At 52.5% G+C, this 22374-nt stretch carries 20 protein-coding genes; 18 read left to right on the forward strand and 2 right to left on the reverse strand.

What is annotated here, in order from left to right:
* Positions 1-19: 19 nt before the first annotated feature.
* Together DL346_RS04520 and DL346_RS04525 are read left to right on the forward strand one after the other, a co-directional pair.
* Positions 20-919 (forward strand): ROK family protein, encoded by a 900-nt coding sequence (locus tag DL346_RS04520; RefSeq protein WP_165822375.1) that lies wholly within the window; start codon positions 20-22, stop codon positions 917-919.
* A gap of 32 nt (positions 920-951) precedes the next feature.
* The gene (locus tag DL346_RS04525) at positions 952-2370 is read left to right on the forward strand and encodes a glycoside hydrolase family 32 protein (protein ID WP_112880855.1); all 1419 of its coding nucleotides are present in this window, start codon (positions 952-954) and stop codon (positions 2368-2370) included.
* Between the two features lie 71 nt (positions 2371-2441).
* Here DL346_RS04525 and DL346_RS04530 read toward each other — a convergent pair whose 3' ends face one another.
* Together DL346_RS04530 and DL346_RS04535 are read right to left on the reverse strand one after the other, a co-directional pair.
* Positions 2442-4217: an ABC transporter ATP-binding protein gene (locus tag DL346_RS04530; protein ID WP_112880856.1), complete on the reverse strand. Its 1776-nt coding sequence runs from the start codon at positions 4215-4217 to the stop codon at positions 2442-2444.
* Positions 4204-5979 carry an ABC transporter ATP-binding protein gene (locus DL346_RS04535; RefSeq protein ID WP_112880857.1) on the reverse strand — a complete coding sequence of 592 codons (1776 nt, stop codon included), beginning with the start codon at positions 5977-5979 and terminating at the stop codon, positions 4204-4206. Before DL346_RS04535 ends, DL346_RS04530 begins: the two co-directional genes overlap by 14 nt.
* Before the next feature lie 318 nt (positions 5980-6297).
* Between DL346_RS04535 and DL346_RS04540 the strand changes: the two genes are divergently transcribed.
* The 16 genes from DL346_RS04540 (at position 6298) to thiS (ending at position 22374) form a co-directional block, all read left to right on the forward strand.
* The gene (locus DL346_RS04540; protein WP_112880858.1) at positions 6298-8502 is read left to right on the forward strand and encodes a helix-turn-helix domain-containing protein; all 2205 of its coding nucleotides are present in this window, start codon (positions 6298-6300) and stop codon (positions 8500-8502) included.
* Positions 8503-8770: 268 nt separating this feature from the next.
* On the forward strand, positions 8771-9745 hold the full coding sequence (locus DL346_RS04545; protein ID WP_112880859.1) for an ABC transporter permease: 975 nt from the start codon (positions 8771-8773) through the stop codon (positions 9743-9745).
* A 13-nt stretch (positions 9746-9758) separates the two neighbouring features.
* Positions 9759-10658, forward strand: coding sequence for a carbohydrate ABC transporter permease (locus tag DL346_RS04550; protein ID WP_112880860.1), 900 nt, complete (start codon positions 9759-9761; stop codon positions 10656-10658).
* A gap of 106 nt (positions 10659-10764) precedes the next feature.
* Complete coding sequence (locus DL346_RS04555; RefSeq protein WP_338066286.1) at positions 10765-12432, forward strand: type 2 periplasmic-binding domain-containing protein; 1668 nt, start codon at positions 10765-10767, stop codon at positions 12430-12432.
* A 155-nt stretch (positions 12433-12587) separates the two neighbouring features.
* Complete coding sequence (locus DL346_RS04560) at positions 12588-12878, forward strand: hypothetical protein (RefSeq protein WP_112880861.1); 291 nt, start codon at positions 12588-12590, stop codon at positions 12876-12878.
* 87 nt (positions 12879-12965) lie between these two features.
* Positions 12966-13655 carry a response regulator transcription factor gene (locus tag DL346_RS04565; protein ID WP_112880862.1) on the forward strand — a complete coding sequence of 230 codons (690 nt, stop codon included), beginning with the start codon at positions 12966-12968 and terminating at the stop codon, positions 13653-13655.
* Complete coding sequence (locus DL346_RS04570; RefSeq protein ID WP_112880863.1) at positions 13648-14748, forward strand: HAMP domain-containing sensor histidine kinase; 1101 nt, start codon at positions 13648-13650, stop codon at positions 14746-14748. The genes DL346_RS04565 and DL346_RS04570 overlap by 8 nt, the downstream gene beginning before the upstream one ends.
* An 81-nt stretch (positions 14749-14829) precedes the next feature.
* Positions 14830-15690: a M15 family metallopeptidase gene (locus DL346_RS04575; protein WP_338066287.1), complete on the forward strand. Its 861-nt coding sequence runs from the start codon at positions 14830-14832 to the stop codon at positions 15688-15690.
* A gap of 235 nt (positions 15691-15925) precedes the next feature.
* Complete coding sequence (locus DL346_RS04580; RefSeq protein WP_112880864.1) at positions 15926-17257, forward strand: acetylornithine deacetylase; 1332 nt, start codon at positions 15926-15928, stop codon at positions 17255-17257.
* A complete protein-coding gene (gene tenA, locus DL346_RS04585; protein WP_112880865.1) occupies positions 17244-17915 on the forward strand; it encodes a thiaminase II in 672 nt (223 codons plus the stop codon). The genes DL346_RS04580 and tenA overlap by 14 nt, the downstream gene beginning before the upstream one ends.
* On the forward strand, positions 17903-18718 hold the full coding sequence (locus DL346_RS04590; RefSeq protein ID WP_420849511.1) for an ABC transporter ATP-binding protein: 816 nt from the start codon (positions 17903-17905) through the stop codon (positions 18716-18718). Before tenA ends, DL346_RS04590 begins: the two co-directional genes overlap by 13 nt.
* Positions 18715-19494 carry an ABC transporter permease gene (locus tag DL346_RS04595; protein WP_112880866.1) on the forward strand — a complete coding sequence of 260 codons (780 nt, stop codon included), beginning with the start codon at positions 18715-18717 and terminating at the stop codon, positions 19492-19494. Before DL346_RS04590 ends, DL346_RS04595 begins: the two co-directional genes overlap by 4 nt.
* A 1-nt stretch (position 19495) precedes the next feature.
* On the forward strand, positions 19496-20503 hold the full coding sequence (locus tag DL346_RS04600; protein ID WP_240633028.1) for an ABC transporter substrate-binding protein: 1008 nt from the start codon (positions 19496-19498) through the stop codon (positions 20501-20503).
* A 43-nt stretch (positions 20504-20546) separates the two neighbouring features.
* Positions 20547-21536, forward strand: a complete 990-nt coding sequence (locus tag DL346_RS04605; protein WP_420849536.1) for a ThiF family adenylyltransferase — start codon at positions 20547-20549, stop codon at positions 21534-21536.
* Positions 21537-21554: 18 nt separating this feature from the next.
* Positions 21555-22172, forward strand: a complete 618-nt coding sequence (gene thiE, locus DL346_RS04610) for a thiamine phosphate synthase (RefSeq protein ID WP_112880868.1) — start codon at positions 21555-21557, stop codon at positions 22170-22172.
* Positions 22173-22176: 4 nt separating this feature from the next.
* Entirely contained in the window at positions 22177-22374 is a 198-nt protein-coding gene (gene thiS / locus DL346_RS04615; RefSeq protein ID WP_112880869.1) for a sulfur carrier protein ThiS, read from the forward strand.

The raw sequence follows: 22374 nt of genomic DNA on the forward strand, positions 1-22374 counted from the left end.
GGGACGGGGATCCGCATCTATGGGCGAAGTAATCGGAATCGATCTAGGCGGAACAAAGATCAAAGCTGGCATTATGGATGAGCAAGGAAATCTGCTTCGGAAACTGGACATGCGTACGCCCATCGAATTAGGGCGAGCGGGAATTCTTGCCGCTCTCGAACAATTAATCCAATCCTTGCGCAATGAGACCGGAGCGAGGATCGAAGCGGTCGGGATCGGCTCAGCCGGCCAAATCGATCGCTGCAGGGGGACGGTCACATTTGCGACAGAGCTTTTGCCGGGCTGGACGGGAACCAACATTAAGGAGCTGCTGCAGCAAGCGTGCGGCATTCCTGTCTTCGTCGAGAATGATGCTAAAACAGCCGCTCTTGGTGAACGATGGCTTGGTGCAGTGCGTGACCTTGCGCACTATATGTTTCTTACGCTTGGCACCGGAATCGGCGGCGCGATGATACATGAAGGAAAACTGCTTACGACCCCGTCAGGAGGAGCCGGCAATGTCGGGCATATGGTGCTGCATGCACAGGGATTCTCATGTAATTGCGGCGGGAGAGGTTGTTTTGAACAATATGCATCGGGTACGGCATTGGATGCCTCTGCCAATCGAATCGATCCGCGCTGGGACAGCCGCGTGTTGATGGAGAAGCTGTCGGTAAAGGATGAGCGGGCAGAACATGTCATCCTTCGATTTGCGGATGATTTGAGTGCCGGTTTGGTTTCCTTGCATAACATCTATGAACCGCAGGTATTCGTTCTTGGCGGCGGCGTGATGGATTCATATCCTTTATGGAAGCCGTATCTAGAGTCTTCGATTCGGAAGCGGACCCGCCACCCGATCATTATCGTTCCTGCAAGTCTTGGCAATGATGCCGGCATGATCGGCGCTGCTAGACTTGCTTTCGACGAAATGGCTCTATAGTAAAGCATGATATTAAGAGAGGGGAATCATGCATGAGTTTGTTTTACAAACCGCAGGATGGCTGGGCAGGAGATTTTATTCCGTTCTATAAGGACGGACGCTTTCAACTGTTTTATCTATTGGACTGGCGAAATTCAGAGCAATATGGAGAAGGAACGCCCTGGTATCTGATCAGTACGGACGATTTTGTCCAGTTTGAGGAGCATGGGGAAGTGATCCCGAGGGGCGGGGAGCATGAGCAGGATTTATATATCTTTACGGGCTGCGCCATCGAAGCGAAAGGACAATATCATATCTTCTACACGGGCCACAATCCTCATTTCATGCCAGAGGGGAAGCCGGCTCAAGCCGTCATGCACGCGGTGAGCGACGATCTGCTTCATTGGAGGAAGGCTGAGGAAGATACGTTCTTCGCGCCTGCCGAGCTCTACGAACCACACGACTGGAGAGATCCGTTCGTGTTCTGGAACGAAGAGGCCGAAGAGTATTGGATGCTGTTGGCCGCCCGGTTGAAGGACGGCCCCTCCAGAAGAAGGGGCTGCACGGCGCTGTGCGCATCGAAGGATCTCAAGCATTGGGAGGTGCGCGATCCGTTCTGGTCTCCTCATTTATATTACACCCATGAGTGCCCGGATCTGTTCCGCATGGGGGATTGGTGGTACCTCGTGTTCTCAACGTTCAGCGATAAATGGGTGACCCACTACAGAATGAGCAAATCTCTCCAAGGTCCATGGCTCGCGCCTGATGATGATGCTTTTGACGGTAGAGCGTACTACGCGGCCAAAACGTTCAGCGATGGCAACCGGCGTTATGTATTCGGATGGAATCCAACAAAATCGGATGATCGCGACGACGGCCAATGGCAATGGGGAGGAAATCTGGTCGTCCATGAAGTGATTCAGCGTCTTGACGGTACGCTGAGAGTGAGTATTCCGGAACAAATCGATCATGTTTTCAAGCGGGATTTGCCTGTCCCGTTTAAGCCGGGAATCGGCAAATGGGATATTGACGGGGATAGGCTGCAGAGTGCGGCAGCGGATTCGTTCTCATGCGCGATTTCGGGGGAACTGCCATCCTGCTGTAAACTCGCGGCTACGATCACTTTCTCGGAAAACACGCGGAGCTGCGGGATGATGCTGAGGTTCGATGATGACCTGGAGAATGGTTACTATATTCGACTGGAACCGGATCGTAACCGATTCGTCTTCGATTGCTGGCCCAGAAGAGGGGACGTGCCTTATCTTGTCGATCTTGAGCGCCCCATTACGCTGGTACCGGAAACACCTTATGAACTAAAAGTCATTATGGAAGATTCGATTTGTGAAATCTATCTAAATGATCAAGTTGCGATGAGCGCTAGGATGTATGATCATAAACAAGGAAAATGGGGCGTTTTTGTTACGGACGGAGAAGCCCGATTTAGTCATATCACGTTAAGCGGTCGTGAATAGAACCAAACGGTTATGCAACAAGAGCAAGCCCCCGATCGATATATGATCGGGGGCTTATTTCATGTTGTAGCTTATGCCTGCATTTTCTGGGCGGAGTACAGCTTGTAGTACCGGCCACGCCTCATGATGAGTTCGTTATGCGAGCCGCTTTCCGCAATCCCTTTGTCTGACACGTACATAATCTTGTCGCAGTTCTTTACCGTTGATAGACGATGCGCGATAATGAACGACGTTCGTCCCTTCAGCAATTCGTTCAAGCCTTTCTGGAGCAAGCGTTCGGTCTGGGCGTCAATGGATGAAGTCGCTTCGTCCAGAATAAGAATGCGCGGATTCGCAAGCAACGTACGAGCGAAAGAGATGAGCTGCCGCTGGCCCTGCGATAGCTTCGAGCCGCGTTCATTGACCTCGGTCATATAGCCTTTCTCAAACTCGCGGATGAAATCGTCGGCGCAAACCGTCTTGGCGGCGGCGATCACTTCTTCATCGGTGGCGTCGAGCCTGCCGTAGCGAATGTTGTCCATGATCGTGCCGGAGAAGATGAAGCTGTCCTGCAGCATTATGCCCATCTGGCTGCGAAGCGATTTGAGCTTGATTTCGGATAGATCATGGCCGTCGATGCGTATTTTGCCGCCCGTAATATTATAGAAGCGCGAGATGAGGTTAACGACCGTCGTTTTGCCAGCGCCTGTTGGGCCGACTAGTGCGATGCTTTCTCCAGCCTTTACGTCAAAGGAGAGGTTCTCCAATATATTCAATCCCGGATCATAAGCGAAGGTCACATCCTCGAAAGTGACCTTGCCCTTAATAGGCGGCAGCTCGCGCGCATTCGGAGCGTCGTTAACGGTTACCGGCTCATCAAGGGTTTCGAAGATGCGCTCCAGATAAGCGACGGCGTTGATAAAGCTGTTGTACAGGTTCGAAATATTCAGGATCGGCTGCCAGAAGCGCGCCGCATAGCTGCTCATGGCGAGAATGACGCCGAAGGTGACTTCTTCCGGCCCCAGTGCCAGCAATCCGACGAAATAAAGCGATGTAGTGACGATCGTCGCCAGGTTGTCTACCGAGAACGGGATCAGGAAGTTCAAATACATCGTTCTCATCCATGCATTGCGGTAATTGGTGGATAGTCGGGAAAAAGTGCCTTCGTTATGCGCTTCGCGGTTGAAGATTTGCGTCACGCGGATGCCGCTGATGCTCTCTTGCGTATATGCATTCAAGTTTGAGCTTTTGTTGGATACGGCTTGCCAGGCCCGGCGCTGTTTAGTCTTGATGAGCAGGATGATGCCAAGGAAAACCGGCAAGCCGCCTAGAATGACGAACGAAAGCTTGACGTCGACGGCAAACATGAAGATGGCAATGAAGAGCAGATTCAATATTTCCAATATTAAGTTGATGATCCCGTTGGATAGCACGTCGGATACGGAATTGACGTAGTTGACGACCCGAATGAGAATTTTGCCCTGCGGACGGTCGTCATAATATTGGAACGGCAGCTCCTGCAGGTGCTTGAATAAATCCGAGCGGATATCGAAAATAATATCTTGCCCCACGCGGGTCATCATGCGTGAGCGGATCGTGGCTAGGATGACGCTGACGACGATGGTAGCCAGCATGAGCAGCGACCATCCGATCAGCGCCTGGGCGTTCTTCGCGGGAATGGTCACGTCAACGACATGCTGCATGATGAGAGGCGCGGAGAGCGCGATGCCGGCCGACAGGGCGCTGAGCACGAAAGCGATGATCATCGGCTTCTTCTGCCGTTTGATGTAAACAAGAGCCCGCCGGAAGTGCCGGATGTTAAACGGGGTTTCCAGACTTTCGTCGATATCGAATTTATTTCTGGCCATGCGTCATCGCCTCCCTTCCAATGCCTTCGTTCTGCAGCATAAATACATCGTAATAGTAACCGCGTTTTGCCAGAAGCTCGGCGTGCGTGCCTTCTTCAATGACTCGGCCGTTATCCAGAATAAGAATCCGGTCCGCCTCCGCCGTCGTGGATACGCGCTGGGCGATAATGATCTTCGTACACGGGAAGTCCAGCTCCCGCAGACTCTTCTGAATATGCTCCTCCGTCTCCATATCGACGGCGGATGTCGTGTCGTCGAGGATCAGGATCGGAGGCTGCACGGCCAATGCCCGAGCCAGCGCGATCCGCTGCTTCTGCCCGCCGGACAGGCCGACGCCGCGTTCGCCGACGATGGTATTGTAGTCTTCCGGCATCTTTCTGATGAAGTCATGGGCGGCGGCGAGCTTGGCAAACTTCATGACATCTTCCTCCGGCATATCGGGATCGCCGTAGGCGATGTTGCCGTCAATCGTATCGGAGAACAACAGGACATCTTGCGTCGCCACGCCGATATTGCAGCGCAGCTCATCGAGCCCCAGCTTGCGCACATCGGTGCCGTCTACCAGGACGCGGCCATTCGTCACGTCATAGAAGCGCGGAATCAGGTTGATGAGCGTCGTTTTGCCGGAGCCTGTCGCACCCATGATCGCGATCGTTTCGCCCGGTTCGATCTTGAAGCTGATATTTTCCAGCACCGTCGCGCCGTCATACTTGAAGCTTACATTCTCGAACTGGATGCGGCCTTGGTATCGCCGTTTCACCTCGGTTTTATGCTCATTGACGATGTCCGGATTGGCATAATACACTTCGATGATCTTGGCAAGGCTTGCGAAGAAGCGTTGAATATCGTTAATGACGATGCCTATGCTGCGCATCGGGTTGGAAAGTCCCCATATCAGCGCCGAGAAAGCGGCGAACTCCCCGAAGGTGATGCGGCCTTCCATGACGAACAGGCCGCCGGCCAGCATCAGGATGACGGCAAAGCCCTGGGAGAAGATTTCCAAATACGGGAAGTAGTCCAGCCATACCATGGCTGCCGCCTTGTTGGCTACGGAATAGTTCATGCTCTTCTCCGTGAATTTCTTGATTTCATAGTCCTCGCGCGCGAATGCCTTGACGACGCGATTTCCGGCGATATTCTCTTGCGTGGTCGTATTCAGCTGCGACAAGCGCTCACGCAGATCGACATACATGGGACGCACGCGTCTGGCGAAAATAAACGCCACAATCCCAATCGGCGGCGACAGGATGAGCAGCCACAGCGTCAGCTCGGCGTCGATAAAGAAGAAGTAGACGACCGCTGCCGTAAAAACCGTCAACGATTCAATGATCGTCTTGATGATCCATGACAGCGAGTGACGTACCATTTCGAGGTCGCCGGTCATTTTGGTCATGAGATCTCCGGTGCGGTTGCGATCGTAATACCTCATGTCCTGGCCCTGAATTTTGTTGTACAGGTAAATCCGAACCCGGAACAACAGGTTCTGCGAGGCGCGTTCAAACAGCATCGTTGTGAAGTAGGCCAATCCCGTCCTCAACAAGGAAAAGCCGATCATCGCCAAACCCAGGCCGACCAGCAGCCCGCGCTCGGTAGTCAAACGCTGTGCCGCATCGTCCGAGGCGATGAATAGATCGACGATGCGCTGACCGATGTACGGGTTAATAATCGTTAGCGAGCAGCCCACGACCGATAGGCATAAAGCGAGAATATACCGTACGCGATCTCCCTTCAAATTGTGCCATAACCACTTGAATTGAAACATGCGATCACCGATTTCTCTATTAGTCTGTTGACAAAAACTATAGGAAAGTATAGCACATATTCGTAGACATCTAGTGGGAATTTTGTATTCGTTTGCACGAAATTTGTCGATCGAGGCGCAAATGGCTTAGATGCGAGAGCCAGTCCGGGTATTTTTTACTATTGATGATGGAAATGGATGAAAAATGACGGACAGGATTAACATAGACGATCAATATCCTAATGCGTATAATAAATAATAATAAATGAATACGGTTTCATTCGAGAGTTTCACACCCTATGTATGCGTATATAAACTTCCTTTAAGGAATGATGATACTTGAACCGTACATGGCTGCGAAAGATGATATGGTCTTACCTGCCGATATTCTGCATCATGTTCTCCTTTCTCTTCTTTGTTTTCTTTCAGACGCTCGTCGAACAAAACAACCGCAATACGAAAGCATCCACCAAAGTCTTCGCCAACCAGCTGCTCCAGTCGGTCGATGTCAGCTTAAAGACGCTGGACACGATGATGATCCGCGAGCTGGTATCCAGCAAACTGCTGAACGATTTTTTCCTTCAGAGCGGCAGCGATAACGTATTCCTGAACTATCAGATCGTCAATCGGATGCTTCAAATGCAGCAAGAAATGTCGATCATCGATTCCTATTATTTGGTCCGTTTCAAAGACGGCATCGTCTTCAGCGGGATGACGACGAACATGGATGACTTTAAAGATATCGCGTTCATCCGCAGCCAGATGCAGCACAATGACAAGCAGACCTCCACATGGAGCTCGATCCGGACCTATCGCGAGCTGCTTTCACAGAAGCCCAAACAAGTCATCAGTCTCGTTCGAAAGGTTTCCGTCGGCAGCGGCGCGGACGGGATGGTTGTGGTAAATGTCAGTGCGGCATCGCTGCGAAACATCATTAAAGACATGTACGATCCGAAGCAGGCGTTCGTCACGTTGTATGATCGAGATGGCCAGCCGCTGTTTATGCCGAGCGAGGCCGAGCAAACCGGCAAGGTGCTTGCCAGCCAGACGTCGGCGTACAGCGGGTGGACGGTAGAGAGCGGCGTCGTAAACGGGAAGGTCGTTTCCGCGATTTCGAATCTATCGAGCATTTGGCTGGTGCTGGGACTGCTGATTTTCCTGGCCGGCGGCGTTTCGATCGTCTACATAACGCGCAAGAACTACAAGCCGATCGAAGAGCTCGTATTCCGGGTTCAAGATCAGTTCGGAGCGGGGAAGCCGACGCTTGGAAGGCTGGCGGTGGATGAATTTACGTTCATTGAAACCGCGATCAACAATTTTGCCGAGCAGACGAAGCTGTTCCGCAAGGAAGCCGAAGAATCGGCAGTACGGAAGCAGAAGGCTATTTTCAGGGAGCTCATGCAGTCCGAGAGAGGCGCGCAAGCAGATGCGATTGATCTAACGGCGCTGCCAACGCACGACAAGCTGCGGGTATTCGTCATTGAGATCGATAATCCGGAGCATATGTTTCATCACTATAAAAGCCGTGACCAATCGTTATTCAAATTTGTCATCAGCAGCGCAGCCCATGAGTTGTTCACGCAGCATGGCGTTCCGATTTGGCTGGAGTGGACAACGCCGCTGCAAATGACGGGCATCTTGTTCTTGGCCGGCACATCCGACCAAGACGCCGAAACGATCTGCGAGCGCATAAACGCCTGGATCAACCAGCATTTGGCATTCTCGGTGACGATCGGGCTCGGAGAAACGGCTTCAGATGCTGCCAATGCAGGGGTTTCCAACAGACAAGCGCTGGAAGCATTGACGTTCAAAGCCGCGCTGGGCCACAACCGGGTCATTCATTATAGCGAGACGCAGCATGCGGCTACCCAGAAGGAAACGAACAAGCATCTGCAGGCGATCCATCGGCTCATCCAGCAATTCCGTCTTCATGAGGAGGGCTGGAGGGAGAGCTTCGACGAATTGTTCAACGGCATGAGATGCTGCTGCCTGCCGAGAAGCGAGATCAGCGATCTGTGCCGCTATTTTGTCGCTCATATGGATCTTCAGCTCTCTCAAGCTTCCAAAGATTATTACGATGTTTGGACGACCGAAGCATCGGCCTCTTTGCGCCACATTATCGAAGAGTTCGATACGCTCGAACAGCTGCAATCCCTGTTCGGCGTAACGCTGCAGAACTATGCGGATCAAATGGAGCTCTTGTACGGCAGCAGACTCCATCATCAGCTTCTGCAGGACATAAGAGCCTATATTGGCGTTCACTTCGCTAATCCCGAGATGTCCCTCGAATATCTCGGGGACAAATTCGGCATCAGCGCCAAATATATCAGCCAGCTCTTCAAAGACGAGTTCGGCGAAAACTTTCTCGATTACTTGTCCCAGCTGCGCATTTCGGAAGCGAAGAAGAGGCTCCTGGAAGAGCCGGATTCGATCCAAGAAGTCGGTGAGCGCGTCGGTTATTTGAATGCAGCGACGTTTCGGCGCGTGTTCCGTAAAGTGGAGGGGATATCCCCCGTCGATTTTCGCAAGCGTCATGCGATATAAAAATGATGTGAAATTCTCCTGTAAAACGATAAAAGCTGTCCGCGAGCAGAAGTGTTGCTTGCGGGCAGCTTCTTTATTTTACGGGCGGCAATCGGAAAGATGAGCGGTAACGGAAAGATGAGCGCTAGCGGCCGAAAAGCCAGTAACGGCGCGGCTTTGGAAAATTGATTCTAGGGTGGATTAGTGGTTGTTGTCTGCGCGTTTCTCGTCCTTTATCGTTGAAATCAATCAAGGCCACTACTTCAATTTAGGGGAGTGATGTGACAACATGCCTTCATCGACAGGCGTCATCGAAAGGGAGAAATCGCAAGCCCGCCTAAGCGGCACCTCGCTCCTGCTGAGGGATCGGGGCAAACGGGTGAAGCGGCATTGGCAGTTATACTTGCTTGTCGTGCTGCCGATTGCCTATTTGTTTATTTTCAAATATGTCCCGATGTACGGAGCCCAGATCGCATTCCGGGATTTCAGTCCGGTAAGGGGCATAACGGGGAGCGAATGGGTCGGCTTGGACAACTTTATCACGTTCTTCAAATCGCCGAACTTCTGGATGCTCATTAAAAACACTCTTATTATTAGTATTTACTCGCTGATCGTCGGGTTTCCGGCACCGATTATTCTGGCTCTCGCACTGAATGAGGTGCGGAGCATGCGGTTCAAACGCTTCGTGCAGATGGTGACGTTCGCGCCGTACTTCATCTCGACGATCGTCATGGTCTCCATGATTATATTGTTCCTTTCGCCAAGACTGGGTTTTGTCGATCACATTCTAAAGTTGTTTGGCATGGAGTCCGCTAACTTTATGGGGATTCCGAGCTACTTCAGCAGCATTTTCGTCTGGTCCAACGTTTGGCAGGGCATCGGTTACGGTGCCGTCATTTATCTGGCTGCGTTGTCCGGCATCAATACCGATTTGTATGAAGCGGCCAGAGTCGACGGGGCTTCGCGGATCCAGAAGGTGTGGCATATCGATATTCCGGGCATTATGCCCGCAGCGATCATTTTGCTCATCTTGAACGTCGGACAAATCATGAACGTGGGCTTTGAAAAGATTTATCTGATGCAGAATCCGCTCAATACGAGCACCTCGGAGGTTATCTCGACCTACGTGTATAAGATCGGTTTGCTTGGCGCGAACTTCAGCTTCTCGGCTGCCGTCGACTTATTCAACTCGGTCATCAATCTCATCCTGCTGCTGAGCGTCAATTATTTCGCTAGACGCGTATCAGACAGCAGCTTATGGTAGGAGGCGATCACCAGTGGCACGTTCAAACGCGATTCGAGAATCGTTCGGCGACAAGCTGTTTTTGACGGCAATATACGCTTTCTTGGCGCTCATTCTTCTGGCGGTGCTGTATCCGCTCCTCTATATTTTAAGCTCGTCCTTCAGTTCGCCTCAGGCGGTCATCAGCGGAAGAGTGTGGTTATTTCCGGTGGACTTCAGCTTGGCCGGCTATAAGGCGATCTTCTCCAACCCGCAAGTCATGACGGGGTATGGCAACTCGCTTTTCTACACTGTTTTTGGAGTATTAATCAATGTATGCATGACCGTCATGCTGGCTTATCCGATCTCCAGAACGACGTTTTACGGACGGCATGTCATCATGATCATCATGGTCGTTACGATGATGTTCAGCGGCGGCTTGATTCCCTACTATTTGACGGTAAAAAATCTCGGCCTCCTGGATACAAGATGGTCCATGCTGCTTCCGGGCGCATTGGCGGTCTGGCAGGTCATCATTGCCAGAACCTTCTTCCAGTCCAGTATCCCCAAGGAGCTTGGCGAGGCTGCCGAACTTGACGGCTGCTCGGACCTTGGCTTCTTATGGAGAGTCGTTCTGCCGCTCTCGAAGCCGATTTTGGCCGTACTTGTGCTCATGTATGCGGTCGGTCATTGGAATGCTTACTTCGAAGCGCTCATTTTCCTAAAATCGCAAAATCTGTTCCCGCTTCAAATCGTGCTGCGCAATATTCTGATCCTCAATTCCATCGATTCGAGCATGATGGTGGACGCCAACAAAATGGCCGCGATGCAAGGGCTGCGGGATTTGCTCAAATTCTCGCTCATCGTCGTCGCTACGGTACCGGTGCTCGCGATCTATCCGTTTGTGCAGAAATATTTTGTGCAAGGCATTCTGATCGGCTCGCTGAAAGGATAATCGGCCTTATTCGGTCCTGGAGGTGATGCCTGCGGTTAGCTGTATCGAAGCATGTGCGAGAAGAGAGAAGCATGATAAGATTGTAATTATCGAGGAGGCGTCTGTCTTGAACAAGAAGAGAAGCTCGAAAATGCTTGCTTTACTAGTCATGATCGCTTTAATCATCACGGCATGCAGCAGCAATGGCGGCAATGGAGGCAATGGAGGCAGCACTGGCGCGGATAACGGCTCGGGCAATAAGATTGATACCGGAGCAACCGTCACGCTGAACACGTTCGTCAGCGTTTCGCCCCGGATTGAGGATATCAATACGAATGCGGTAACGAAGCAAGTTGAAGAAAAACTCAATATTAAGTTTAAATTTGACGCAACGCCAAACGCTAATGCAGCAGATAAGAAGAAGCTGATGCTGGCGAGCGGCGATTATCCGGCTGTGTTCCTCTCTGGTAATTTCACGCAGGCGGAGCAAATCGACTACGGCAAGCAGGGCATTCTTATGCCGTTGAATGATTTGATTGAGAAATATGGCAATGAAATCAAGCGCGCGTTCACCGAGGATAAGGATCTGAAGGACGCGATCACGGCTCCGGACGGCAATATCTATTCGCTTCCGCACATTAACGACTGTTTCCACTGCTGGTATTCGCAGAAGCTGTGGATTAACAAAACGTGGCTGGACAAGCTCGGCCTGAAAATGCCGACGACGACGGACGAATATTACGAAGTGCTGAAGGCGTTCAAAACGCAGGACCCGAACGGCAACGGCAAAGCGGACGAAATTCCGCTGTCCGGCGCATTCAACACCTGGCACGGCATTCCTTCCAACTTCTTAATGAACGCCTTTATTTATGATAACGATGAAGACTTCTTCTACTTGAAAGACGGTAAGGTTCAACTGGCAGCCGCGCAGCCGGAATGGCGCGAAGGCTTGACTTATATCAATAAGCTCTTCGGCGATGGCTTGATCGACAAAGAAGCCTTTACGCAGAACATTGACCAATTGGCGCAAGTGGGCAACCAAGAAGGGGACAATGTAATCGGCAGCGTAACGGCGGGTCATATCGGTATGGCCTTCAGCTTGGCGGAAGGACAGAACCGTCATAAGGATTATGTAACGGTACCGCCGCTGCAAGGTCCTGGCGGAGTCGCGTTCGCAGGCTACTACAAGGCTTACGGTAACGGGCAGTTCGCCATTACGAATAAAGCTTCGGAAGAAGAGGCGATTGCGGCCATTAAAATGGCGGACTACATGTATTCCGAAGAATTTGCCATCTTGAACGAGTACGGCCCGGAAGGGAATTATTGGGATAAAGCGAAGGATGGCGAGAAGGATGTGCACGGCAATCCGGCCAAGTATACCATCAAGCCAAAATATTGGGATCTAAGCACGACGTTCAACGATACATGGGATCAAATGGGCATCACGAGACGTACGCGCGAAATCCGCGAGTCCTGGACAGCGCCGGCGGATATGTTCTCCCAGCAGGGCTATGAATTCCGTCTCTTCACCGAGACAGCGAACAATTACGAGAACAAGCAGCCGGAAGAGACGTTCCCGCTCACGATCTTCATGGATGAGAACGACGCGAAGGAAACGATTATGCTGCGTACGCAAATCAATGAATACGTCCGCTCCAATATGGCGCAGTTCGTAACGGGCTCCAAGAGTCTGTCGGATTCGGAGTGGGACAGCTATGTGAAGGGCTTCGAAGGCTTGAATTTGAACCACTATCTGGAAATCTACCAAAAGGCATACGACAACAAGAAGAAATAAGCCGACATGAACCGGCCGTGCGATGGGGACTCTCTATCGCACGGTTTTTTTGCCGTTTAAAGTACCAATTCATGGATGAAACTGAGAGTGATAAGACGCGTACTAACACTCATGCATCCAGACGATCGATCATGATGGTATAGGAGAATATTCGGATGAAGGAATGGCTTGAAGGTTGGCTCGTATGTTTCATTCTTATGATAATCGGCGGTTTTTTCTTATGGAGAACGTTGAAAGACGTCATCGGGCATGTTAAAAATTATAGAGTGGAGAAAGCCGAAAACAGAGTAGGTTGGTGGTATTTCGAGTGGCTATTTATCTTGGCAGATGCGATTTGGGGATCGCTTACCCGCCCTGCCGTATTTATTTCGTTGCTCTTTTTCTTGGTTGGAACGATTGGTCTTGTCGTGAATACGATCAAGATCATTGCCGGTTTGTTTAAATAGAATATCGCAGTGAATTCGACACGCTGATTCAGCGTGTTTTTTGATTTGGTGTATAATGGAACCAAAATCAATAGAGGAGTTCGAATCATGACGCGTGCCACCATATTGATCGCGGATGACGATACGGAAATTGCCGAGCTCATCGCGATCCATTTAGAACAAGAAGGCTATCGGACCGTTAAAGTATCCGACGGCGCCGCCGCGGTTCATGCGGTTCAATCCCAATCGATTGATTTGGCCATCCTGGATATTATGATGCCCAAGCTGGATGGACATGAAGTGACTCGGAAAATTCGCGAAACATACGACCTGCCTATTATTTTTTTAAGCGCCAAAACATCGGATTTGGATAAAATCACAGGCCTCGTCATTGGGGCGGACGACTATATGACCAAGCCGTTCAACCCGATGGAATTGGTCGCACGGGTAAAAGCGCAATTGCGCCGTTCCTTCTCATTAAATCAATCGAGGCAAGCCGGCAATCCGGTCGTGGAAGCAGGCGGCTTGATCGTGGATCCGGACAAACGCACCGTACTTCGTTATGGTCAGAACATCGAGCTGACCCCGAAAGAGTTTGATATTTTGTATCTGATGGCTCGTCATCCGAACAAGGTATTCAGCGCCGAAAATCTATTCCGGCAAGTGTGGGGAGAGTCTTACTACGGAAGCGGGAATACCGTCATGGTCCATATTCGCACCCTTAGAAAGAAATTGGGCGAAGCCAACCATTCATTTATCAAAACAGTCTGGGGAGTAGGGTATAAATTCAATGGATAGATGGCTGAGCAGCTTCAGGGCGAAAATGGTCTTGTTATTCGGGCTTAGCACGCTTGCGGCCGGTTTACTTACCTACTTGTTGTACAGAATCCTTCAGTATTATTATCGCACGACTGTTCAGTTTGAGGATTCCGCGGCTCGATGGCGCGACTTCATCCGAAACATCGGAGACCTGAATTTCTTTCTTATTTTCTTTATTCCGCTTTCGTTTTTGTTTTTCTTTCTGTTGACGAAGCCCTATGCAGCGTACTTTCATAAAATATCCGCGGGCATTCGAAGTCTTGCCGCCGGCGATTTAAATGCCCGGGTGGAGCTGACCTCCGGCGATGAGTTCCAGGACGTTGCGGAAGACATTAACAAGGCGATCGAACAATTGAAGCAAGCTGTCGAACGAGGAGAGTTCGCCGAAAGCAGCAAGGATCAGCTCGTCTTGAATTTGGCTCACGATCTGCGGACGCCGCTTACTTCCGTCCTAGGCTATCTGGATCTGATTCTCAAAAACGAACAGTTGACGGCCGAGCAAGTCCGGCATTACACAACGATCGCCTTGATGAAATCGCGCCGATTGGAAAAACTGATCGAAGGGCTGTTCGACATCACGAGAATGAATTACGGCAGGCTTCCCATCGAGAAACAACCTATCGACCTCTATGAGCTTCTGAGTCAATTAATCGAAGAGCTGTATCCCATCTTTGAAAATAACCATCTGACAGCCAGATTAACGGCTGAACCGAATGCAATGATCTTAGGCGATGGCGAACTGCTTGCGCGCGTGTTTGAAAATTTGCTTTCGAACGCGGCCAGGTATGGCAAAGACGGCCAGTTTGTTGATATTACCTGCGGTTTCGAGGATTCCGAAGCGGTCGTGCAAGTCGTCAATTACGGCCATGCGATTCCGAAAGAGGAATTGCCGCATCTGTTCGATATGTTCTATAAGGGAGACAAAGCGCGCACGCATCAAGAAGGCGGTACAGGCCTAGGCTTGTACATCGCCCAAAACATAGTGAAGCAGCATGGCGGTACGATAAGCGCCGAAAGCAGCTTGATTCGGACCGTTTTTGAAGTGCGGCTGCCGATTATGATTGATGTTTAAGAAAAATTTTATGTTTTCCCTGCTTCTTCTTAAACAATTTTCTCTATCTTAGTGGAACACAAGGCTAAGGAGGAATTGAAATTGAGGAAGCGGGGTTTTTTGCTTGTACTTTGTCTGATTGCCGGCTATGTAGTATTCCATCAGAAGCAAGAAGTCGAGATCGATCTGCCGGGCATGGGCGGCGCGTCCGAGTCAAACCAGGTGCCGGCTCAAACGATACAAGTAGGAAAAGAGCAAATTTACAAAGGAAATCTGGTCTTAATCAACAAGGATTACCCCGTCCATCCGGGAAGCGTCGAAACGGATATCGTCAACTTGTCCGAACGCAAGGAGCTTCTAAGCGGATTCGGGCTGCTTAATGATAAGATTCGGCTGCCGAGCAACGTGCTGCAAAAATTCACGGAAATGGTTTACGATGCCGGCAAGGAAGGCGTGAATCACTTTATCATCAGCAGCGGATATCGCGATCGCGCGGAGCAAAATGAGCTTTATAAGGAGATGGGGGCCGACTATGCCCTTCCGGCGGGACATAGCGAGCATAATCTAGGCTTATCGCTAGATATCGGCTCCACCCTCCAAGCGATGAACGAGGCTCCCGAAGGTGAATGGTTGATGAATCATGCTCCTGACTACGGCTTTATTTTACGGTATCCAAAGGATAAAACCGCGATAACCGGGATTCAATACGAGCCTTGGCATTTCCGCTATGTCGGCTTGCCGCACAGCAAGATCATGCAGGAAAAGCAGTTTGCGCTGGAGGAATATTTGGCGTTTCTCAAGGAACGTAAGTCCATCTTGGCGACCGTAAACGGGGAACGGTTTGAAGTCCGGTATATCCCTATTTCCCAAGACGAATCGATCCAAGTGCCGGTCAATCACCCATACGAATTGAGCGGTGACAATGGGGATGGAGTAATTCTGACCGTTCATCTCGACTCTTAGTTTTTTTATAACTTTTGTTGTAAATCGCGCCTTGTTGAGCTATAGTGAGGATAACTTAATATGACTACGGGTGCTGGATGAAGTCCGGCTGAGATTGGGAACGCATTTCCCTGACCGTTAATCTGAACCAGGTAATGCTGGCGTAGAGAACGTATCGAATCGTAACCATTCGTGTATTCTCGAATGGTTTTTTTCTGTTTTCGGGCCTGCTTTCCTTTGGAAAAGGAGAACATCGATGAGGAATTTCGAAATCTCGCAATTGCAGCAGCAAGTGGAAGAGAGACAGGAGGAGCTGTTTGCTCTATTGGCTGAGCTGGTCGCTTATCCCACGGTCAGCCCACCTGCGCGAAATACGCTGCAGGCGCAGCGGCATCTCGAGGAGCTGCTCCAAGAGCTCGGCTTCGAGACGGAGCTGTGGGAGGTATATCCCGGCGATCCCAATGTGACGGCGCTTAAGCGCGGCACAAAGAGGGAAGCCTTCTGCAGCCTGCTGCTAAACGGTCACATGGATGTAGCGGAAGTAGGAGATAGCACGGAGTGGCAAGGCGATCCGTTTAAGTTATCGGTGCGAGACGGCAGAGTCTACGGCAGGGGAACGGCCGATATGAAAGGCGGGCTTGCGGCCCTCTTATTCGCGTTGAAGCTGTTAACGGAAGCGGGCGTCGAGCTTAAAGGGGACCTGCACTTTCATTCGGTCATAGGCGAAGAGGCTGGCGAAGCCGGGACGCGCGCTTGCATGGAAAGAGGATGCGCTGCGGATTTTGCGGTCGTAGCGGATACGAGCGGCTTGGAGATTCAAGGGCAAGGCGGAGTCATTACCGGATGGGTGACGATACAGAGTCCCGTGACTTACCATGACGGCATGCGGGCGCGCATGATTCATGCGGGCGGCGGCATTCAAGGCGCCAGCGCCATCGAGAAGATGGCGAAGCTCATTGCCGGGCTTCAAGAACTCGAGCGGCATTGGGCCGTGACGAAGTCCTACCCCGGTTTCCCGGCAGGCTCGAATACGATCAATCCTGCGGTTATCGAGGGCGGCCGCCATGCGGCATTTATCGCCGACAGATGCGCCTTGTGGATAACGGTACATTTTTATCCGAATGAGGATTATGAAACGGTCGCCGCCGAAGTGGAGGATCATCTGCTCCGGATTGCCCAAGCCGATCCATGGCTGCGGAACAATCCGCCTGTTTTCCGGTGGGGAGGTCGTTCTATGATTGAGGAGCGCGGCGAAATCTTCCCATCGTTAGAGCTCGATATGGATAGCGAAGGGTTCAAGAGCTTGTTCGCGAACCACCAAGCGGTGCTGGGGGCCGAGCCTGCGTTTGGCATGAGCCCGACGGTTACGGATGCAGGCTGGCTGGGACGGGCCGGAATTCCGACGGTCATCTATGGTCCGGGGCAGCTGGCGCACGCTCATGCGGTAGACGAAAGCCTGGACATCAAGGAGCTACTTGATTATACGAAAGTGATGATCGGCTTCATCGCCGATTGGTGCAACCGGAAAATGCCGGAAGGCGATCTACATATGACGGAGAAGGCGGGGAAAACCAGTGAGCCGGTTTAGCGAAAGGCTGTACCAAGCGGCGCATGACATTTGGGCGAAAAGCCACGAGCACCCATTTTTAACGGAAATGAGAGAAGGGACGCTCGATCCTGAGCGGTTCATCTACTATCTGAAGCAGGATTATGTCTATCTGATCGACTACGCCAAGCTGTTCGCGATGGGCAGCATGAAGGCCGGAGACTTGGAAACGATGGTCAAATTCGCGGAGCTGCTTCATTCCACGCTGCATGTGGAGATGGAGCTTCACCGGCAGTATGCGGGACGCTTCGGCGTGACGCGCGAGGAGCTGGAGCAGACCCGTCCGGCTCCGACTACTGTCGCATATACCAAGTATTTGCTGGATGCCGCATCGCAAGGTTCGCTGGCGGAGGTGGTAGCCGCGCTGCTTCCGTGCATGTGGAGCTACCGGGAAATCGGGGTCGAATTCATGAAGATTCCGGGCGCGCTGGAGCACCCGCTGTACCGGGAGTGGATCTTGATGTACGGATCGGATGAATTCGGGGCGCTCGCGGATTGGTGCATTTCGCTAATGGATCGTCTAGCGGAAGGCCTGCCCGAACGGGAGCTTGCGCAGCTGGAGGAACGATTCCTTGTCGCGTCCAGGCTTGAATATCTGTTCTGGGATATGGCTTACCGGCAAGAGGAGTGGCCGGTTTGAGTTCAGCAGCGATGCAAGGGCAGCAGATCGCGTTGTCGGTGCGCGGGTTAAGCTACTCATTTCCAAGCGAGCCACCCTTGTTCGAATCGCTGGACTTCGAAATTAGTCAAGGCGAGTTTGTCAGCATCCTGGCGGCAAGCGGAATCGGGAAAACGACCCTCTTCCGGCTGTTGTCCGGCCTTCTTGTTCCTCAAGCGGGAACGATTGCGATCGGAGCGGCCGGCAGCTCGGCGGCAGCGGCGGCCAAGCAGGGCCGGGTCGGCTATATGCCGCAGAAGGACTGCCTGCTGCCATGGCGGACCGTACTGGATAATGCCGCATTAGGCTTGGAGCTGGGCGGGATCCCGAAACGGGAAGCCCGCCGACAAGTCAAGGAGCTACTGCCCGAGCTAGGGTTGGAGGGAACGGAAAGCAAGTATCCGCATGAGCTGTCCGGCGGCATGCGCCAGCGCGTATCGTTTGCGCGTTCGCTTCTGGCAGGAGGAGAACTGCTGCTGCTTGACGAGCCTTTCAGCGCCTTGGATGCGATGACGCGGATCCGAATGCAAGAATGGCTGCTGCAGGTATGGGAGCAGCATCGCAAAACGATTCTTTTTATCACGCATGATGTGGATGAAGCGCTGCTTCTCTCCGATCGGGTGCTCGTTGCGGCGCAATCGCCCATTACGGCTCTACAGGAGCTGCCCGTACAGCTGCCACGTCCCCGCAGCTATGAAGCGGCGCTGGACGAGACGTTCATCCGCTTGAAGCGGCAGCTGCTGGGATGGATTGGCATGAGTAGCCCGGGAGGTGGCCGGCCATGAACAGACGAGGTTCAGGGAAGCACGCTCATTTGCCGGTCCTCGCATTTGTGCTGCTGCTGGCTGCGCTATGGGAAGCCGGGACCAGCGTGTTTGACGTTCCGCATTACATCGTTCCGAAGCTGACGGATGTATTTGCCTCCATGTGGGAGAACAAACAGCTGCTTGGGAAGCATTTTGCGGTTACGCTGTGGGAGTCCTTGCTGGGACTTGGGTTATCCGTCCTATTCGGCACGCTCTCCGCAGGCTGGATTGAAAGCTCGGGCCTGGCGAAGAAGACGATTTATCCGCTGATCGTCGGCTCTCAAACGATTCCGATCATCGCCATCTCGCCAATCATGGTGATGTGGTTCGGCTATGAAATCTGGAGCAAGGTGGCCGTCGTCATTTTGTTCACCTTCTTCCCGATTGCCGTCAATACGGCCGACGGGCTCCGCTCGGCTGATCCCGACATCGGTTCGCTCATGCGGACGATGGGGGCTCGCAAACGCGACCTTTATCTCAAGTGGAAGATCCCGTCCGCAATGCCCGGATTTTTTACGGGCTTGAAGATGGCGGCCGCGATCAGCGTCGGCGGCGCTACGCTGGGGGAATGGCTTGGCGGGGAGAACGGCCTTGGCATGTACACGAAGCGGGCCTCCAATGTGCTGCGGGGAGAAGCCGTGTTCTCGGGGGTGCTTTTGCTGTCCGTCATGGGCATGATGTTGTTCTTTGCGGTTCAATGGCTGGAAAGAGCCAGCCTTGGTCATCGCAGAAGTGAAGTGAATAGGGGGAAATGAAGTGAAGGTTCGCAGATGGACTGGCAGCGCTTGGAAGTCCGCAATGGCTCTAGCGCTTGTATTACTAGGAGTGACGGGCTGTACGTCCGATAATAGGCAAGCAGATTCCGGGGAGACCGAAATTACGGTGCTGCTGGACTGGTATCCGAATGCGGTGCACACCTTCTTGTATGCCGCGCAAGAACTGGGCTACTACGAGGAAGCGGGCTTGAAGGTCAACTTGCAAACGCCCGCGGACACGAATGATGCGCTGAAGCTGGTGGCGACCGGCAAAGCGGATTTGGCGCTCAGCTACCAAATGCAGGTGGCCCTGTCCCGTTCCGAAGGGATTCCGATTGTATCGGTTGGCGCCGTTGTTCGTCATCCGCTCAATCAATTGCTCGTGCTGGATTCGAATGAAATTCAGAGCCCCAAAGATCTCGTCGGCAAAAAAATCGGTTATCCTTCCATCCCGCTCGACGAAGCGATCGTGAATACGATGGTCGAGTCAGACGGAGGAGACCCGTCTAAGCTGACGTATACCGATGTCGGCTGGGATCTGATTCCGGCCATGACCACGAAGAAGGTGGATGCCATTATCGGGGGCTATGTAAACCATGAGAAGCTGCTGTTAGAGAAGGAAGGCGAGAACATAACGGCCTTCGACCCTTCCAAATTCGGCGTGCCGGATTACTATGAGCTTGTGCTGACCGCAAGCGAAGAGGGGATCCAAAGCAATGGCGACGCAATCAAAAATTTTATAGAGGCCTCTGCCAAAGGGCAGGCGTATACCGCCAGCCACCCGGAGGAGGCGCTGCAGCTGCTGCTTAATAAGCAGAGCGAGGATTTCCCGCTCGATGCCGAAGTCGAGAAGCAAAGCTTGGCGATCCTGCTGCCGCTTATGGATGCTGGCGATCAGCCTTTCGCCAGCCAAACGGAACAATCTTGGAAGTCCGTCATCGATTGGCTGACGGAGCAAGGGCAGCTGAAGAATGAAGTCAAGGCTGCAGAAGCATTCCGCAATTTATAAGTCGAAGGGAGACGGGCAGGTGCAAGGACGATATTCAAGGCAAATGCTGTTTGCGCCGATCGGCGAGGCCGGGCAGCTGAAGCTGAAGGACAGCGCGGTGTGTATCGTAGGCATGGGCGCGTTAGGCACCGTGCTGGCTAATCACATGGTAAGAGCCGGTGTCGGCTTGGTGCGGTTCGTCGACCGGGATTACGTGGAGCAGAGCAATTTGCAGCGGCAAATGCTGTATGACGAAGAAGATGTGCGAAGCGGTTATCCCAAGGTCATCGCGGCCGAGAAGAAGCTGCGCAAGATCAATTCGGATGTCCGGATCGAAGCGATTGTTGCGGATGTCACCGTTCAGAATATCGAGTCTCTGCTTGAGGGAATGGATCTGGTGCTGGACGGCACCGATAATTTTCAAACGAGATATCTGTTGAATGACGCCTGCTTTAAGCTAGGGATTCCGTTCACCTATGGCGGAGCCGTCAGCTCGCGTGGGATGAGCGCGATTCTGGTTCCCGGACGCACCCCATGCTTGCGCTGCTTCATTCCTTCCGCGGATGGCGGCGGGCAAACCTGCGATACGATCGGCGTCATTGCGCCCGTGGTCGATATCGTCGCTTCCTATCAAGCGGTCGAAGCGCTCAAGTTTCTGGTCGGAGCGGATGGAAGCCGCCGAAACAGCTTGGTTACATTTGATTTGTGGCATAACCGCTATTATGAAATGAAGCTAGGGGAACCGGCGAACAACTGTCCCTGCTGCCAGTTAAAGCAATATCCGGCCTTGGATCCTGCAGAGCAGGACGCAGCCATCTCGTTGTGCGGGCGGGAAACGGTTCAACTGGCTGGAAGCGGGCCGCTCGATCTGGCGCTCTGGCGGGAGCGGCTCGAGCCTGCGACGGTGCAGGTGAGCTCGAACGCCTATCTGCTTCGGGCTGAGCTGCCGGAAGGAGAACGGCTTGTGCTGTTTCCCGACGGCCGCGTATTCGTTCAAGGAACGGACGATGTGGTTCGCGCCAAAACGTTGTATGCCCGTTATATCGGATCTTAATCGGGAGGAGATGTAAGGATGAAGGATTTTCGTTTATATGCCATCACAGGCGAGCAATTCCATCCGAACCGCAGCATGATCGAGGTCATGGAGGAAGCGATTGTTGGCGGCGTGGATATCATTCAGCTGCGGGATAAAACAAGCGGCAAAGAAGAGCTGCTGCAGAAAGCACGGGCGCTTCGAGAGCTTACCCGAAAGCATGGCGTGACGTTCATCGTGAACGATCACATTGATATCGCGCTGGAGGTTGACGCGGACGGCATTCATTTGGGGCAAGAGGATGTGCCGCTTAGCGAGGCAAGAAGGCTCGTAGGGGACAAAATCATCGGCATCTCGACTCATAAGCTTGAAGAAGCTTTGCAAGCCGAACGCGACGGCGCGGATTACATCGGTGTCGGTCCCGTATTTCCAACGAAGACGAAGGCGGATGTCGTGGATCCGGTAAGCACGTCGTATGTACGCGAGGCGGCGCAGAACATTCGCATTCCTTTCGTCGCCATCGGCGGCATTAAACTGAGCAACGTCGACGAAGTCATCGCTGCAGGCGCGACCAGAATCTGTGCGGTCAGCGAGATTGTCGGAAGCAGCGATGTGCAGGGGACTTGTGCCGCCTTCCTCGCCAAGCTGAAGGGGTGAGCGTATGGAGCTTGTGATCAACGGAAAGAAGCAGGAGCTGGATGCGGAGACGATCCAGGACGTCATTAACCATTTCGGATTGACGGGCAAGCCGGTCGTAGTCGAGGCGGACGGGGCGGTTCTTACGGCCGCACAATGGGCGTCAGCCAACGTTCGGCCCCATATGCAAATTGAACTCGTGCATTTTGTGGGAGGAGGCTGA

Source organism: Paenibacillus montanisoli (assembly GCF_003268025.1).
Taxonomy (GTDB): domain Bacteria; phylum Bacillota; class Bacilli; order Paenibacillales; family Paenibacillaceae; genus Paenibacillus_Z; species Paenibacillus_Z montanisoli.

What these genes read in the sequence shown, in the direction of transcription:
- DL346_RS04530 (WP_112880856.1), bottom strand. Translation starts at nt 4,217, where the DNA reads ATGGCCAGAAATAAATTCGATATCGACGAAAGTCTGGAAACCCCGTTT.
- DL346_RS04545 (WP_112880859.1), top strand. Translation starts at nt 8,771, where the DNA reads ATGCCTTCATCGACAGGCGTCATCGAAAGGGAGAAATCGCAAGCCCGC.
- DL346_RS04605 (WP_420849536.1), top strand. Translation starts at nt 20,547, where the DNA reads ATGCTGTTTGCGCCGATCGGCGAGGCCGGGCAGCTGAAGCTGAAGGAC.
- DL346_RS04595 (WP_112880866.1), top strand. Translation starts at nt 18,715, where the DNA reads ATGAACAGACGAGGTTCAGGGAAGCACGCTCATTTGCCGGTCCTCGCA.
- thiE (WP_112880868.1), top strand. Translation starts at nt 21,555, where the DNA reads ATGAAGGATTTTCGTTTATATGCCATCACAGGCGAGCAATTCCATCCG.
- DL346_RS04565 (WP_112880862.1), top strand. Translation starts at nt 12,966, where the DNA reads ATGACGCGTGCCACCATATTGATCGCGGATGACGATACGGAAATTGCC.
- DL346_RS04560 (WP_112880861.1), top strand. Translation starts at nt 12,588, where the DNA reads ATGAAGGAATGGCTTGAAGGTTGGCTCGTATGTTTCATTCTTATGATA.
- DL346_RS04535 (WP_112880857.1), bottom strand. Translation starts at nt 5,979, where the DNA reads ATGTTTCAATTCAAGTGGTTATGGCACAATTTGAAGGGAGATCGCGTA.
- DL346_RS04520 (WP_165822375.1), top strand. Translation starts at nt 20, where the DNA reads ATGGGCGAAGTAATCGGAATCGATCTAGGCGGAACAAAGATCAAAGCT.
- DL346_RS04580 (WP_112880864.1), top strand. Translation starts at nt 15,926, where the DNA reads ATGAGGAATTTCGAAATCTCGCAATTGCAGCAGCAAGTGGAAGAGAGA.
- thiS (WP_112880869.1), top strand. Translation starts at nt 22,177, where the DNA reads ATGGAGCTTGTGATCAACGGAAAGAAGCAGGAGCTGGATGCGGAGACG.
- DL346_RS04570 (WP_112880863.1), top strand. Translation starts at nt 13,648, where the DNA reads ATGGATAGATGGCTGAGCAGCTTCAGGGCGAAAATGGTCTTGTTATTC.
- DL346_RS04525 (WP_112880855.1), top strand. Translation starts at nt 952, where the DNA reads ATGAGTTTGTTTTACAAACCGCAGGATGGCTGGGCAGGAGATTTTATT.